Source organism: Robertmurraya beringensis (genome assembly GCF_042433785.1).
GTDB lineage: Bacteria > Bacillota > Bacilli > Bacillales > Cytobacillaceae > Robertmurraya_A > Robertmurraya_A beringensis.
Genome location: NZ_JBHLUU010000015.1, coordinates 266,718 through 281,169, shown reverse-complemented (window position 1 = coordinate 281,169; position 14,452 = coordinate 266,718). Strand labels below are relative to the sequence as shown.

Annotated in this window: 16 protein-coding genes; 1 reads left to right on the top strand and 15 read right to left on the bottom strand. The window is 39.1% G+C overall.

Annotation, left to right across the window (positions count from 1 at the left end; genetic code table 11):
* Window positions 1–145: 145 nt before the first annotated feature.
* The 11 genes from ACFFHF_RS03690 to rpsU all read right to left on the bottom strand — a co-directional run bounded on the left by ACFFHF_RS03690 (window position 146) and on the right by rpsU (window position 9,483).
* Window positions 146–523, bottom strand: a complete 378-nt coding sequence (locus tag ACFFHF_RS03690) for a diacylglycerol kinase family protein (protein ID WP_377057658.1) — start codon at window positions 521–523, stop codon at window positions 146–148.
* Complete coding sequence (gene ybeY / locus ACFFHF_RS03685) at window positions 507–980, bottom strand: rRNA maturation RNase YbeY (protein ID WP_377057614.1); 474 nt, start codon at window positions 978–980, stop codon at window positions 507–509. Before ybeY ends, ACFFHF_RS03690 begins: the two co-directional genes overlap by 17 nt.
* A complete protein-coding gene (locus ACFFHF_RS03680; protein ID WP_377057613.1) occupies window positions 977–3,157 on the bottom strand; it encodes an HD family phosphohydrolase in 2,181 nt (726 codons plus the stop codon). The genes ybeY and ACFFHF_RS03680 overlap by 4 nt, the downstream gene beginning before the upstream one ends.
* A gap of 132 nt (window positions 3,158–3,289) precedes the next feature.
* Window positions 3,290–4,255, bottom strand: a complete 966-nt coding sequence (locus tag ACFFHF_RS03675; protein WP_160547440.1) for a PhoH family protein — start codon at window positions 4,253–4,255, stop codon at window positions 3,290–3,292.
* A complete protein-coding gene (yqfD, locus tag ACFFHF_RS03670) occupies window positions 4,252–5,445 on the bottom strand; it encodes a sporulation protein YqfD (protein WP_160547441.1) in 1,194 nt (397 codons plus the stop codon). The genes ACFFHF_RS03675 and yqfD overlap by 4 nt, the downstream gene beginning before the upstream one ends.
* Window positions 5,446–5,486: 41 nt before the next feature.
* Window positions 5,487–5,771, bottom strand: coding sequence for a sporulation protein YqfC (yqfC, locus tag ACFFHF_RS03665; RefSeq protein WP_160547442.1), 285 nt, complete (start codon window positions 5,769–5,771; stop codon window positions 5,487–5,489).
* 80 nt (window positions 5,772–5,851) lie between these two features.
* Window positions 5,852–6,346, bottom strand: coding sequence for a YqfB family membrane protein (locus ACFFHF_RS03660; RefSeq protein WP_160547443.1), 495 nt, complete (start codon window positions 6,344–6,346; stop codon window positions 5,852–5,854).
* 36 nt (window positions 6,347–6,382) lie between these two features.
* A complete protein-coding gene (gene floA / locus ACFFHF_RS03655; protein WP_160547444.1) occupies window positions 6,383–7,372 on the bottom strand; it encodes a flotillin-like protein FloA in 990 nt (329 codons plus the stop codon).
* On the bottom strand, window positions 7,369–8,670 hold the full coding sequence (locus ACFFHF_RS03650; protein ID WP_340906297.1) for an NfeD family protein: 1,302 nt from the start codon (window positions 8,668–8,670) through the stop codon (window positions 7,369–7,371). The genes floA and ACFFHF_RS03650 overlap by 4 nt, the downstream gene beginning before the upstream one ends.
* Before the next feature lie 181 nt (window positions 8,671–8,851).
* Window positions 8,852–9,295 carry a GatB/YqeY domain-containing protein gene (locus ACFFHF_RS03645; RefSeq protein ID WP_160547445.1) on the bottom strand — a complete coding sequence of 148 codons (444 nt, stop codon included), beginning with the start codon at window positions 9,293–9,295 and terminating at the stop codon, window positions 8,852–8,854.
* Window positions 9,296–9,309: 14 nt separating this feature from the next.
* Window positions 9,310–9,483, bottom strand: coding sequence for a 30S ribosomal protein S21 (gene rpsU / locus ACFFHF_RS03640; RefSeq protein ID WP_019154564.1), 174 nt, complete (start codon window positions 9,481–9,483; stop codon window positions 9,310–9,312).
* 215 nt (window positions 9,484–9,698) lie between these two features.
* Here rpsU and ACFFHF_RS03635 point away from each other — a divergent pair, with 215 nt between their 5' ends.
* Window positions 9,699–10,622: a Na/Pi symporter gene (locus ACFFHF_RS03635; RefSeq protein WP_377057612.1), complete on the top strand. Its 924-nt coding sequence runs from the start codon at window positions 9,699–9,701 to the stop codon at window positions 10,620–10,622.
* A gap of 28 nt (window positions 10,623–10,650) precedes the next feature.
* Here the strand turns inward: ACFFHF_RS03635 and deoC are convergent, their stop codons facing one another.
* Genes deoC through prmA form a run of 4 tightly spaced genes read right to left on the bottom strand, consistent with a single transcriptional unit; the run spans window position 10,651 to window position 14,432 of the window.
* A complete protein-coding gene (gene deoC, locus ACFFHF_RS03630) occupies window positions 10,651–11,322 on the bottom strand; it encodes a deoxyribose-phosphate aldolase (protein WP_377057611.1) in 672 nt (223 codons plus the stop codon).
* A gap of 19 nt (window positions 11,323–11,341) precedes the next feature.
* Window positions 11,342–12,691: a tRNA (N(6)-L-threonylcarbamoyladenosine(37)-C(2))-methylthiotransferase MtaB gene (gene mtaB / locus ACFFHF_RS03625; RefSeq protein ID WP_160547448.1), complete on the bottom strand. Its 1,350-nt coding sequence runs from the start codon at window positions 12,689–12,691 to the stop codon at window positions 11,342–11,344.
* Window positions 12,692–12,696: 5 nt separating this feature from the next.
* Window positions 12,697–13,443 carry a 16S rRNA (uracil(1498)-N(3))-methyltransferase gene (locus ACFFHF_RS03620; RefSeq protein WP_377057610.1) on the bottom strand — a complete coding sequence of 249 codons (747 nt, stop codon included), beginning with the start codon at window positions 13,441–13,443 and terminating at the stop codon, window positions 12,697–12,699.
* Between the two features lie 50 nt (window positions 13,444–13,493).
* Window positions 13,494–14,432 carry a 50S ribosomal protein L11 methyltransferase gene (gene prmA / locus ACFFHF_RS03615; protein WP_377057609.1) on the bottom strand — a complete coding sequence of 313 codons (939 nt, stop codon included), beginning with the start codon at window positions 14,430–14,432 and terminating at the stop codon, window positions 13,494–13,496.
* Window positions 14,433–14,452 lie beyond the last annotated feature (20 nt).

Genomic DNA, 14,452 nt, shown 5'->3' with positions numbered 1-14,452 from the left:
CATTTCATCGATTGTAGCAAAATTGTAATAAAGAAGATTGAATTTTCTAAATATTAATGAATTCCATCAATTTGTTTTCCTATTTTACTCTTTCTTGAATGCGATTTCAAATAAAAATGGAACCGAAAATAGGTTCGGTTCCCTATTACCATATTCTTGGTATGAAAATGATCAAACCAATGATAACACTCACAATGGAAAAGATAAAAACTGCTGCCGCTGCCATATCCTTTGCTTTTTTTGCCAGTGGATGATACTCCTCTGTCACTAAATCTACAAGGTTTTCGATACTCGAATTTATCAATTCTAAAGAAATTACTCCTCCGATTAATACGAGAAGAAACACCCATTCAACTCGAGAAACTTGTAGTAAAAGGCCAAGTAAGATAACTACCATTGTAAAGAGAAGATGAATTTTCATATTTCTCTCCTCTTTTACTGCCTTACTAAACCCGGATAGGGCATGCCGGAAAGAATATAGGACATTTCTCGTTTTATAGTTACTTTTATCGTTCGAGCCCATACTCATCCAATATACTCCGTTGAAGATCAAACATCTCCTTTTCCTCTTCTTCTGTCTCATGATCATAACCTAACAGATGTAGAAATCCATGGACAGCCAAAAATCCTAACTCACGCTCCACAGAATGCCCATAGTCTGTAGCCTGTTCACGGGCTTTATCAATCGAAATAATGATATCACCGAGTACTCTTGGCATGTTTGCACCGCTTATTTGGATTTCTCCCTCTCCGAGCTCCTCTAATGCGAAAGAAATGACATCTGTTGGCTTATCCTTCCCCCTGTATTCACGGTTAATATCCTGAATACGGTTATTATCAACAAATGTAACGGATAACTCACATGGTTCAGTAATTTGTAGTTTTTTTTGAGCTAAATTTAATAACCCTTCAATTTGTTCCACCGCTTTTTCCTTCATTGCACTCGTTTCATCTAAAAAATCGATGTCTAGTAAGTTCATGCTTGTTTCACCTTCTGTTTCGTAATCTCTGGATATTCAATTCGAGAATGAAAAATTCCCTTTAACGTTTCACATAGTGTGTTTGAGATAATTTCCATTTCCTTGAGTGTTAAGTCACATTCATTCAGCTGTCCATCCTGTAGTCGGTCGGCAATTATACTTTTAACTAAGCTTTCTATTTGTTCAGGGTTAGGATGCTGCATAGACCGAACCGCAGCCTCCACACTATCGGCAATTCCGATAATTGCAATTTCCTTATTTTGAGCCTTTGGTCCAGGATATCGATAGTCCTCTTCTCGCACCTCATTGCCATTTTGCTTTGCCTTATGGTAAAAGAACTTGAGTAAAGTAGTGCCATGATGTTGCTCTGCAATATCTACAATTTCTTTTGGCATTTTGTACTGTCTTAGTAGTTCAGCACCATCTATGGCATGCGCTACAATAATATTTTTGCTCGTTTGTGGCGGCAAGCGATCATGAGGATTTTCAATATTCATTTGATTCTCAATAAAAAATTGTGGTCTCTTGGTCTTCCCAATATCATGATAATAACACCCTACCCTGGCTAATAAGCCATTTGCACCGATTGCCTCACATGCTGACTCCGCTAGATTTGCAACCATTATGGAATGGTGGTAGGTTCCAGGAGCCTCCGTAAGTATTTTTCTAAGAAGAGGATGATTTGGATTTGATAATTCGATCAATCTCATCGTTGAAAGGATTCCAAAACCGGCCTCGAAAAATGGGAGGAGTCCGATGGTTAGAATCGCAGCAATAATTCCCGATGTAAAGGCACCACCAAAGTAAAACGTATATTCTTTTGCATTATAGTGACCGTTGTTAATAAATAACAACGCAAAAATAATAATGATATTTACCAAAGAAACAAACATACCCGCCTGAAGAATTTTCATCCTCTGATTTTGTTTACTAAGGAACATAATGCTTGCTAAGCCACTACAAATGATGTAGATTCCAATATTAACATTTAATGAGCTTGTAATGTTTTCACTAAACAAAATGGTTCCGCAAAGAGCTAGAATAATGGTTGTTAAAATCGCAAGTCGATCGTCGACCAAAATTTTTATTAACATTGCTGCCATGGCAGCAGGAAATAAATAACCTAAATCTGAAAACTCAAATTGTTGAAGAAGACTAATTCCTTTTAACATCACGATTGAAAGAATAAAGATAATACTAAACAAAAGCAAGTAATTTTGCTTCATATCTCCACTCACTTTGAGTTCATGGAAGTAATAGTATAGAGCAATTACCATGACCATAACAAGAAGTGCTAATCCGATAAAAGGCAGTGTTGATTGCTGATTGTCTGTAAGACCAACGAGCTCGAGCTGACGAAAGACTTCTCTACTAATCAGCTGATTTTCTTCAACAATTATTTGCCCTTGTAATATCTTTGCTGGCTCCACACTTTCCTTTGCCTGTTCTCTCAGCTCCTGAGTAGCCTCTAAATCAAAAAATTCATTTTGAACAACGGCATATCGTCCTAACTCAATTACGGCTGCTTTTAATTGACTGCTCATTGAAGTTAGTTTTAGTTCTTCCTCTACAAGCCTCTTACTATTTTCCACTTCATCTGCTGGGATTCTTCGATTCATAACCGTATTTATTGCGGTTATGGTTACATCCTTAGCAACGGATAACTCTTCCTTTGAAGATGAGACAAGTGCTAGCAAGACAGAATCGGAAATACTTCTTGTGACTTCCTCTGTTAGCTTGCCCTTCATCTTGTCGACTATTTCCTTGTCTGAAGGAGTACTTCCTGCATTCCCACCTTCTTGCCCCTGAGCAGTTCCTGTTGAAGCGTTTACTTGGTCTTGCAGTTCCTTCTTCACTTCCGATGCTGCATCGAAGATTGAGGTAATTAAATCGACACGATTCTCATTTGTTTCCTTTTTCATATAATAGACATCTTGAACACTGTCTTCAGCTTCTTCTCTCTTCTTTTCTGTACTCTCTTTATCAGAGATCGTTACTGGAGATCTTACGGTTTGATTCGCAATGGAAAACAAGCGTAAATCCATTTTTTCTGGCTTAACATTGGTAAACATGGAGGCATAAAGGATTAAGCCAAGGACGAGGAATAACAAGACCCGAAATATTCGTAGATCCAGTAGGCCTCTAATTTTCATCAACTGTTGTTGAATCTTTTCCACTATGACTCTCCTCCAATTCTTATCTTTAAACAAAATAAATGCCACATATGTAAAATGATAACAGTTTTTCAAGGAAGATGCATCTTTTTCAAAAATCACGAAAAAAAACCGTTCGATTTTGACTCGAACGGTTTACTCATTGGATTGCTTTTCGTACGCTTGAATGATTCGCCCTACTAGAGGGTGTCTAACCACATCACTTTGTTCTAAATGAATAATGGAAATTCCCTTTACTGACGTTAGGATGGACTCTGCGGTAATCAATCCCGATTTCACACCTTTCGGTAGGTCAATTTGTGTTTGATCACCGGTAATGACCATTTTAGAGCCGAATCCAAGTCGGGTTAAGAACATTTTCATCTGTGCCTGCGTTGTGTTTTGTGCTTCATCTAAAATCACAAAGGCATCATCTAAGGTTCTTCCCCTCATATAAGCTAGAGGAGCAATTTCTATCGTCCCTCGTTCGATCATACGCTGTGTATGTTCCGTTCCTAAGATATCATGAAGTGCATCATATAGTGGCCTTAAATACGGGTCAACCTTTTCTTTTAAGTCCCCTGGTAAAAATCCAAGACTTTCTCCCGCTTCGACTGCTGGTCTCGTTAAGATAATTCGTTTTACATTTCCATTTTTTAATGCATTCACAGCCATAACCACTGCTAAATACGTTTTTCCCGTACCAGCGGGACCAATGCCAAAAACGAGATCATGCTTCTTCATCGCCGTTAAATACTGCTGTTGACCTAGAGTTTTAACTCTTATTGACTTGCCTTTGGCATTTTTCGTAATTTCTTCTTCATATATGTCTTTAAAGTACTCTAATGTACCTTTTTTAGACATTTGAATGGCATACATGACGTCTCGCCCACTAATATTAATGCCTTTTCTAATAACGTAGACTAGATTGCTGATAATACTCGTCACCAATTCAACATTTTCAGGTGAACCAGATACACTAACTGTTTCCCCTCTAGTTACAATCGATACACCGAGTTCCTGCTCAATCATTTTAATATTTGCATCAGCATTACCTAATAGAGCGATGGCTTCATTTGGATTTTCGAGATTTACACTAATCGATTTTAGTTCTTCTGTCATTCCGAGTCTCCTTGAGTAATTGGTTGAGGTTCTGCGATATTTTCAATTACTTGAAAATGAACAATTAAGTTAACTTTACCATTCTTGACCAATTGGCGCAAAACTTTTTCCCCTTTTATTTTAGCATCTTCAGGAAGGAGACTTTTTATATCTTTTCTAGCCATTTCTCTTGCGACAGTATATGCTTGTTTTTCCGTATATACCCTTGTCTCATTTTCACTTTCACGAATCGTGGATTGTTGGTAAGAAATCGGCAAATTCCATTTTAGGAATTTGATTGGCTTTGTATTTTCCTCTGTAACCGATTGTTTATACTCGACCTTTCCAAACCCCCAAACAGGAATGTTGAATTTACCTATTGATATTGCATGTTTTCTTACTTCATTTCCTGTATACACTTGAAAATTCGTTGACAAAGGAAGTTCCACTTCTGTCCAATACCAAGTTTCACCTAATACCTCTCCCCTCGCAGGAACTAGTTGTTCCTCCCCTTCCCTTCCAATCGTCCCTGACACTAAAACCTTTCCTGGAGATACGACTTCATTGAGAGAAACCAGTGTTTTACCTTCTTCCACAAAATAGTCCACAACCGTTGCTTTCTTTTTAGCAACTAAATTTTGCGGGCCGTATTCCTGCTGTTTTTCAGGTTCATTTTTTTCAACTACTTGTAAGTGGTAGGTTGTCCCCTGTAACTCCACTCCAATCCATGTTAATTCATCCATACTGTCTGTAATCGACTTTTGAATCGCATCTGGGGTACCTAAGGACCACTGAAATTTCCCCTTTTTTACACCTATTTCATCAAGGGTTTTTCGAATCTTATATTCCGTTGCTGGGTCTGCTCCTTTAATTTCAATACCCCATACCATGTTGGAAAGCAAGGTAATGACCATTAAAAAAAGAACTGCACCAATAAAGAAACCAATATTTTTAATGGCTCTTTTCATTAGAAATGGAAGGCCTGTCCGGCGTTGGAACTCAATTTTACAGCCTGAGTTCCTAACAACCTTTCTAATTTTGTGGGCATCCTCCACTTTTATTTCAAAGCTCATGGCATTTACGCCATGACGCTTTACTCTCCAGATTGAAACCTGCTCTCTTGTTAGTGTGTTAATAAATCTTTCAAGGCCTTTTCCTGTCACCTTTACAGATACAATTCCCGAATAGTAGTAAATCCATTGGTTCTTCATATTCTGCCTCCTTACCTTTCAGACGAAATCATTAAAAACTCTTATTCTTCAAGATAAATAACTTGTTCAATTTTCCCTTCAAGTAGAATCTCCTCTGGAAGTATCGTCTTAATGACAAATGCCTTGCCCTTTATTAACAACTGCCCTTGCTTTAAAAGCAGTCTAAGCTCTTTCTCTGAGAAAGTGAGTAAGCCACGGTGGTTCTCAATATAGATGTGGATTTGACCAATCATAGTGATGCGGGGTAAATCCATCATGACATCTTGTGGAAGATCCATTGTTTGGGTCATCCAGTTTCTTACACGTTGCCCCCACCTTTTAGCCATAAAAAAAGAACCCCCTTTCATCTCATATTTATGAAATGAATGGGGGTTCTAGCACTACTTTTTAAGCATTCTGCCGTGTTTTAGTAGTGTGAATTCGTTCTTTTTCGATGATAACCCTGTTTTGCTTTAGGTGGGCCCAAAATTTCTGACCAAATAACAGCATCGCGTAATGTCTGCTTTGACACATGGAGGTCATGATCTGTTTTAACTGCCGCTTCCACTCTCGGCTGCTGATTTAACCTTCCCGTTGTTTGACGGTCCACCTTCTTGTTTGGAGTATACGTTTGTTCTCTATACGTGTTTTTCACTTCTTGCACCCGATTGGTGCTCAAGCTTTGTGTTTTTTCAGGCTCTTTCTTTTCTGTTTGTGGACGTTCAAACTTTTGTTGAAGTTCTCCAAAATCAAAGTCGATGAAAGGTTTTGATTTCTCTGATGTTTGTCCAGGGAGAAAGGGCTTTGGCTGCTTACGCTTTTGATGTTCGTCTTCCCCCGTGCCCTTCATCTGTTTGTAGAAGGAGGAAATAATCCCGATCAACACAACTAAGATAAAGGGATTTTCCAATAGAAATTGCAAAGATGGACACCTCCTTGCATTACGTCAGTAATCGCATTATTTTTTATCCGTATTTCCGTCTGGTTTACCAAAAGAATCTCTCATACTCGTGTCAGCCGCAATGTTTTGGATATTTAAATAATCCATCACACCAATTTTCCCAGAAGTTAACGCCTCTGACATGGCAAGTGGTACCTTTGCTTCCGCTTCTACAACCTTTGCTCTCATTTCCTCAACACGTGCCTTCATTTCCTGCTCCTGAGCGACTGCCATTGCTCTACGTTCTTCAGCTTTTGCTTGAGCGATCTTTTTATCTGCTTCTGCTTGTTCCGTTTGTAATTCAGCACCAATATTCTTTCCAATATCCACATCCGCAATATCAATCGACAGAATTTCAAAAGCAGTACCTGCATCTAATCCTTTTGACAAGACAGTTTGTGAAATCATATCTGGATTTTCTAACACTTTTTTATGATTATCAGAGGAACCAATTGTTGAAACAATCCCTTCCCCAACACGAGCAACAATCGTTTCTTCGCCAGCACCACCGACTAAACGGTCAATATTTGCACGCACGGTTATTCTCGCTTTTGCTTTTACCTCAATTCCATCCATGGCAACCCCAGCAATAAATGGAGTTTCAATTACCTTTGGATTGACACTCATCTGCACAGCCTCTAATACATCACGACCAGCTAAATCAATCGCAGCCGCACGCTCAAATGATAATTCAATATTCGCACGATGTGCAGCAATCAATGCGTTTACCACTCTATCTACGTTACCACCCGCTAAGTAATGGCTTTCAAGCTGATTGGTTGAAACATCCAAGCCTGCTTTATGTGCCTTAATTAATGGATTAATTACTCTACTTGGAATCACTCGACGTAATCTCATTCCAACTAGGGTAAAAATGCTTACTTTAACTCCTGCAGCAAGCGCTGAAATCCAGAGCATAACTGGTACAAACGTGAGCAAAACAGATAATAAAACAATTCCTAATACAACTAATACAAGAACAAATATCGTTCCAGATCCTAAAATCATTCTTCTTCCTCCTTAGACAATGGTTCAGTTATCTCTCTTACAACAATTCTAGCTCCTTCAGTTTTTACAATCTTTACTCTTTTATCTTTTCCAATAAAACTACCCTCACTAACCACATCTATGCGCTCATCATCTAAAACAATGGTGCCTGCTGGACGTAATGCTGTAAGCGTTATTCCCTCTTTCCCAACGATCTCCGGTCGATTCTTATTAGAAACATAACCGGCTTCGCTTTTGGTGGAGTCTGTTAGGATTATTTTTCTAAAAATTTTCATCTTTTTACCAAACACCTTTACCATTAAGATCGATGCTATAACGGAAATACTTAATGCGATGAGAATCGAGATTCCCATATGAACAACATTATCGGTGGCTAGAAACAAACTTGCTAATATGGCCGCTAGACCGAAAATACCTGCAATTCCACCAGGTAAAAACAGCTCCAACAATAAAAGTCCAATTCCGATAACAAATAGAATTAATGTTTCAAAACCAGCTAATCCTGCCACTAAATGTCCGTAGAAGAATAGTAGCAACGACGAAAGTCCCATAAATCCTGGGATTCCAAACCCTGGTGAGTATAACTCGAGGATTAATCCAAGACTGCCAATCGATAGCAAGATAGGAACAACAACAGGATGTGTGATAAACCTTGCGATTTTTTCTGCAAAGCTCTCTTCTACATCTATGAGCTTGGCGCCAGACAAATCAAGTGTTGAAAGTAAATCTTCTAGGCTAGTAACTGTCCCTTCTGAATATCCTACTTCCTCTGCCTGATCTGCTGTCAATGTTAACAACTTACCTGTTGGTGCCCCATACTCTGGTAAGTCTACTTCACGATCAGCCATCGCTAGTGCATAGATCGGATCCCGACCACTTTGTTCTGCGGCAGCTTTCATAGCACTTAACCAGTAAGATTGTGCCTTTTCATCAGCTGCATTTCCTGCTTGGTCAATGACAGCAGCCGAACCAATGGTTCCACTTGGCACCATATATATCTCATCCATATTGAGTGAAATATACGCTCCTGCAGAAAGCGCTTGATTGTCAACAAACGCAATGGTTTTTATATTTGTCGACGACAGTAATTGGCCTATTTTCCCTGCCGCATCTACAGCGCCTCCTGGTGTATTGATGGTAAAAATGATTGCCTTTGCATTTTCTTCTTCAGCCTCTTGTACAGCTCGCGATAAGAAGGCGTAAAGACCTTTTTCAACGGTTTCTTCCACAGGTACAACGTATACAGCTTCGCCTTGTGCTCCTCCTTTAAGCGGAAAGATCGACAATATGCCAACCATAAAAAAAGAAATGACCATGATCCATCGACAAAGCTTCACCCATTTCCCTCCTTCCTCACTTGACGCATAGTATGTATACGGATGATTCTACAAAAAGGTTTCAAAACTTAGTGAGTTTCTTTGTACAATGGTATATATGTAAAAAGACTGCAGAAGTCCTGCAGTCTTTAAAGCATGTTTATTATGAAAGGTGTTGTTGTACAAGTTTATTAACAAGTGATCCATCAGCTTTACCTTTTACTTTAGGCATTAATACTGCCATCACTTTTCCCATCTCAGCCTTTGTAGAAGCACCTGTTTCTAATATTGCCGATTTCACTATATCGGAAAGTTCCTCTTCCGTTAGCTGCTTTGGCATATATTCGACTATATACGATAATTCAGTACGTAGTTTCTCAACTAGGTCATCACGACCTGCTTTTTCAAATTCATGGAGGGAATCCTTGCGTTGCTTTACTTCGCGAGAAAGGACAGTTAACTCTTCGTCTCCGGATAATTCCTGGCCAGTTTTAATAGCTTCATTTTGCAACGAAGCTTTGACCATCCGAATAACGGAAAGTTTATCTTTTTCTTTGTTTTTCATCGCTTGCTTCATATCATTATTTAAACGCTCGAGAAGACTCATTTACACACCCTCTCTTACCACTTACGTTTTCTAGCAGCTTCAGACTTTTTCTTACGCTTAACGCTAGGCTTTTCGTAGAATTCGCGCTTTCTAGCTTCTTGTATAGTACCTGACTTAGATACAGTACGTTTGAAGCGACGAAGAGCATCTTCAAGCGATTCGTTTTTACGAACAACGGTTTTAGACATTCTCTTTCCCTCCCTCCGAACACAACACACTTACAACAAACAACATGGAAATTCCATGTACTTTGCAATTATAATATAACAGTGAAACAAGGTCAACTGTAATTCGACTAGCTATTGTCCATTTATGAATAAAACTTTAAAATATCGTATTTTCTTTCGGATACTTAGCATGTCCCACATCCTTTTGCAATAAAGATGTACAAGGAGGGAAAAGCATGGTAAGTGTTCTTTTATTTTGTATCTTTATTGCATTATTTATTTTTGGTATGACCATTTTACGAACAGGGTTATTTAATTTATCTGCCGATTCACTTAAAAAATGGCTTGTAAAATTAACCGATCGCACATGGAAGGGACTGTTAGCAGCCATTATCATAACAGGAGCTCTCCAAAGCAGCTCAGCTGTCATGGTCATGACGATCGGGTTGATTTCTGCTGGTTTGTTAACGTTTCGCCAATCAATTGGCATCATTCTTGGAACTAATATAGGCACAACCTTTACTACAGAATTTATTACATTTCAAATCGACTCTTTTCTCGTACCGATCGCTATTTTAGGTGCCTTACTTATTTTTATGAAACATAAAAATGCCAATGCCTTTGGTTTAATACTCTTGGGAATGGCAACGGTTTTTTCTGCGATGAGTGGCTTTAAATATTTAGCAAAGCCCTTATCTAGTTTACCGATTATACAACAATTAATTGTTGATATGAATGAAAGCAATTTACTTAGTGTTGGTGTGGGGGCTGTCATTACAGCACTTATTCACTCAAGCTCTGCTACAACAGGCATTATTATGGGGTTCCTATCAAGTCAGTTACTTACGATTGGCGCTGGTATAGCCGTCATGCTTGGGGCTAATATAGGAACGTGTGTAACTGGGTATGTGGCTAGTATAGGTGGGGGAAAAGAGGCTCGTCTATGTGCGTATTCACATATCTGGTTAAATGTAATCGGCGTGATTGCCTTTTTCCCTTTTATCGCCTATCTCGCAAGCATAGCAGATAGCCTAGCTAAAGAGCCCGATGTACAACTAGCTCATATTAGTGTCCTGTTTAACGTCATCTCTTCTCTACTTGTCCTTCCATTCGCCAGCCATTTTGCTACATTTGTTACGAAATTTCATGGTAAAAAATAAAAACATGCCGGGTGGCATGTTTTTATTTTTAATAGTCACTATTGGAAACTAAACCTTTCACAATAGCAATACCTGAGCTAGCTCCAATTCGAGTTGCACCAGCATCTATCATATTTTTTGCATCTTCTGCGCTTCTTACTCCACCTGAAGCTTTTACACCAATTGTAGGACCAACCGTCTTACGCATTAATGCAATATCATCAACCGTTGCTCCACCAGTTGAAAAGCCTGTAGATGTTTTGACAAAATCCGTACCTGCACTTACAGCTAGCTTACATGCACGCGCTTTTTCCTCTTCTGTTAAAAGAGATGTTTCAATAATCACCTTTGTTAATGCTTTACCTTTTGCAGCATTAACAACCGCTTGAATATCTTTTTCTACCAGTGAGTCATCTCCATTTTTTAGGGCACCGATGTTGATAACCATATCTACCTCAGTCGCACCATTTTCAATGGCGTTTGTTGTTTCAAAGGCTTTTGTCTCAGGTGTATTGGCTCCCAATGGAAAGCCGATAACCGTACAAACATCCACACCCGTTCCTTTTAATAACTCACTTGCATAAGCCACCCACGTTGGGTTCACACATACAGATGCAAATTGATATTCCTTTGCTTCAGCACATAATTGTTCAATTTGGTCTTTTGTTGCTTCAGCTTTTAGCAAAGTGTGATCAATCATTTTGGCGATTTCTTTCATCATATTCACTCCAATTAAAAAATTATATCGCTGCTTGTTCTGCTGTTCTAACAAACTCATCGAGCACACGGACAAACTGACCTTCATTGTAAGGGTAACCAGCTTTTGTAATTTTCACCTTTACAATTTGTCCAATCATGTCCTCTGTCCCTTTAAATATAACCTTTAAATAATTATCTGTATATCCTTCATACATTCCTTCACCATTTTTTGAACGTTCTTCAGGAATCACTTCGAGTACTTCCCCTTCAAATTGTGAAGCATACTCTTTCGCTAATTGATCAGATAATGAAATTAATCGGTGCACACGCTCATTCTTAACTTCTTCATCCACTTGATCATCCATTCTTGCAGCTGGTGTTCCCGTACGTTTTGAATAAGGGAATACATGCAGTTCGGAAAATTTATGATCCTTGATGAAATGATAAGTTTCCAGAAATTCTTCTTCTGATTCACCAGGGAATCCAACGATTACATCAGAAGTAACCGCAAGACCTGGTAGAGCTTCCTTCAATCGGTTTAAGCGCTCACCAAAGAATTCCATCGTATACTTACGGCGCATTCTTTTTAACACCGTGTTTGAACCAGATTGCAATGGAATATGAAGATGTCTTACAATTACTTTAGAGTCATTCATTACTTGAATAACTTCATCGGTAATTTGACTTGCTTCAATAGAAGAGATTCTTAGTCTCTCAAGCCCAATCACTTCTTTTTCTATATCTTTTAATAACATAGCAAGATTATAATCCTTCATATCTTCACCGTATCCACCTGTGTGAATACCCGTTAATACAATCTCCTTATACCCAGCATCAACGAGCTGCTGTGCTTGTCTGATCACTTCCTTTGGATCACGTGATCTCATTAGTCCACGAGCCCAAGGAATAATACAAAACGTACAGAAATTATTGCAGCCCTCTTGAATCTTTAAAGACGCACGAGTACGGTCCGTAAAGGCTGGAACATCTAATTCCTCGTAAACGCGATTTTTCATAATATTTCCAACCGCATTTATTGGTTGTCTTTCTTCCTTAAAGCGTTCGATATATTCAAGCATCTTCACACGGTCCTGGGTTCCAACAACAATATCTACACCAGGAATAGCCATAATTTCAGCCGGTGATGTTTGCGCATAACAGCCTGTCACACAAATAACCGCATCCGGATTTTTACGAATCGCACGTCTGATTACTTGGCGACTCTTTTTATCGCCTGTGTTTGTTACTGTACAAGTATTGATGACATAAACATCTGAAGTTGATTCATAGTCTACTCTCTCATATCCCTGTTCTTGAAATAGCTGCCATATGGCTTCTGTTTCGTAATGATTTACCTTACAACCTAATGTATGAAATGCAACTGATGGCATATTGTTCACCTCAATAGTTCAAATTGATAAGAAATAGCTGACAGCACGTATAAGGGTGCTGTCTCTGTACGTAAAATTCTTGGACCAAGCCCACATGGCTGGAACCCTTCTTGGGAAAGCAACTCAACTTCTGATTCTGTTAGTCCACCTTCAGGACCAAACACAATTAAGATACTTTCATCATTCTTCATCTCTTGAAGAGTGCGCGCGAGAGTCGAGCGCTCCCCTTGCTTTGCTTCTTCCTCATAAGCAATTAATTTATAGGCATAGTCTTTTGAAAGACTAATAAGTTTTGCTAAATTAAGAGGAGTTATCACAGTTGGCACGATCCGTCGATGCGACTGCTCTGCCGCCTCCTTTGCGATCCTTTGCCAACGGTCTACTTTTTTATCCGCCTTTTTTTCATCCCATTTCACTACCGATCTAGCGGTTGCTACTGGAACGAAAGAATAGGCACCTAATTCAGTGCCTTTTTGTATAATCCATTCAAGCTTGTCACCTTTAGGAAGACCACTTGCAATCGTCACCCGAACGGGAAGTTCAGAAGACACTACCTCCCATTGTACAACGTCTGCAACGACTTGTTCATCGGTAATTTCTGCAATTTGGCAAATAGCCCCTTCTCCTTTGGAAGTCGTACAAATGATTTGATCGTTAATTTTTAATCTCATCACTTTTACAATGTGCCTGAAATCGTCACCCTCTATGACAAACCGTCCTTCCGTTGTCTGATCAACAAAATATCGTTGCACACGCTACACCTTCTTTATACATGTATAAAAGGGGGATACCCCCCTTCACATTATTGCCTTTTCGCAATCATCGCAATCCAATCTTCCATTTGGATCGTCTCAATTATTTCAAACCCAGAGCCCTCTATAGCTGCCCTAACTTCATCTTTTTTCTGTAGAATGATACCTGAAGAAATAAAATAACCGTCTTTTTTAACAACTCTTGCTACATCATCAGTAAAGCGAACAATCACTTCAGCTAAAATATTTGCAACTACCACATCCGCCGATTGATCCACACCGTCAAGTAAATTATTTTGCATAACGGTTACAACTTCATGTGTTTTATTCAGCTTGCTATTAATCTTTGCTGATTTCACAGCCACTTCGTCTAAATCTAGAGCGAGGACTGAGCTTGCACCTAACATAGCTGATGCAATACTTAATACACCTGTTCCCGTTCCCACGTCGACAACATGGTCACCGTCTCTAACTGTTCTTTCTAATGCCTGTATACACATAACAGTTGTCGGATGCGTCCCTGTACCGAATGCCATTCCCGGATCCAATTCAATAATTAACTCATCACTTGAAACTGGAGTATATTCTTCCCACGTAGGTACAATGGTAAACCGTTCAGAAATTTTCACTGGATGATAATACTTCTTCCATGCAGTTGCCCATTCCTCTTCATTCACTTCACTGACCGTTACGGTATTTCTTCCAATATCAATATTATGAATGCTTAGGTTGTTAATGGATTCTTTAATTGCATCAACCGTTTCTCCCAAGAAGCTTGTAACCGGTAAATATGCTTTAACCATTACACCTTCATCCGGATAATCTTTAGGATTGAGTTGGTAGATTTCACCGAATTGGTCTTCCCTTTCTTTTACAAGCTCTAGTGGATCCTCAATTACCACGCCACTTGCGCCTGCCTCATGCAATATATTTGAAATCGGTTCTATTGCCTCATTTGTTGTATGAATGCAAAGTTCTGACCATTTCATCCTACCAACTCCTATTCCTT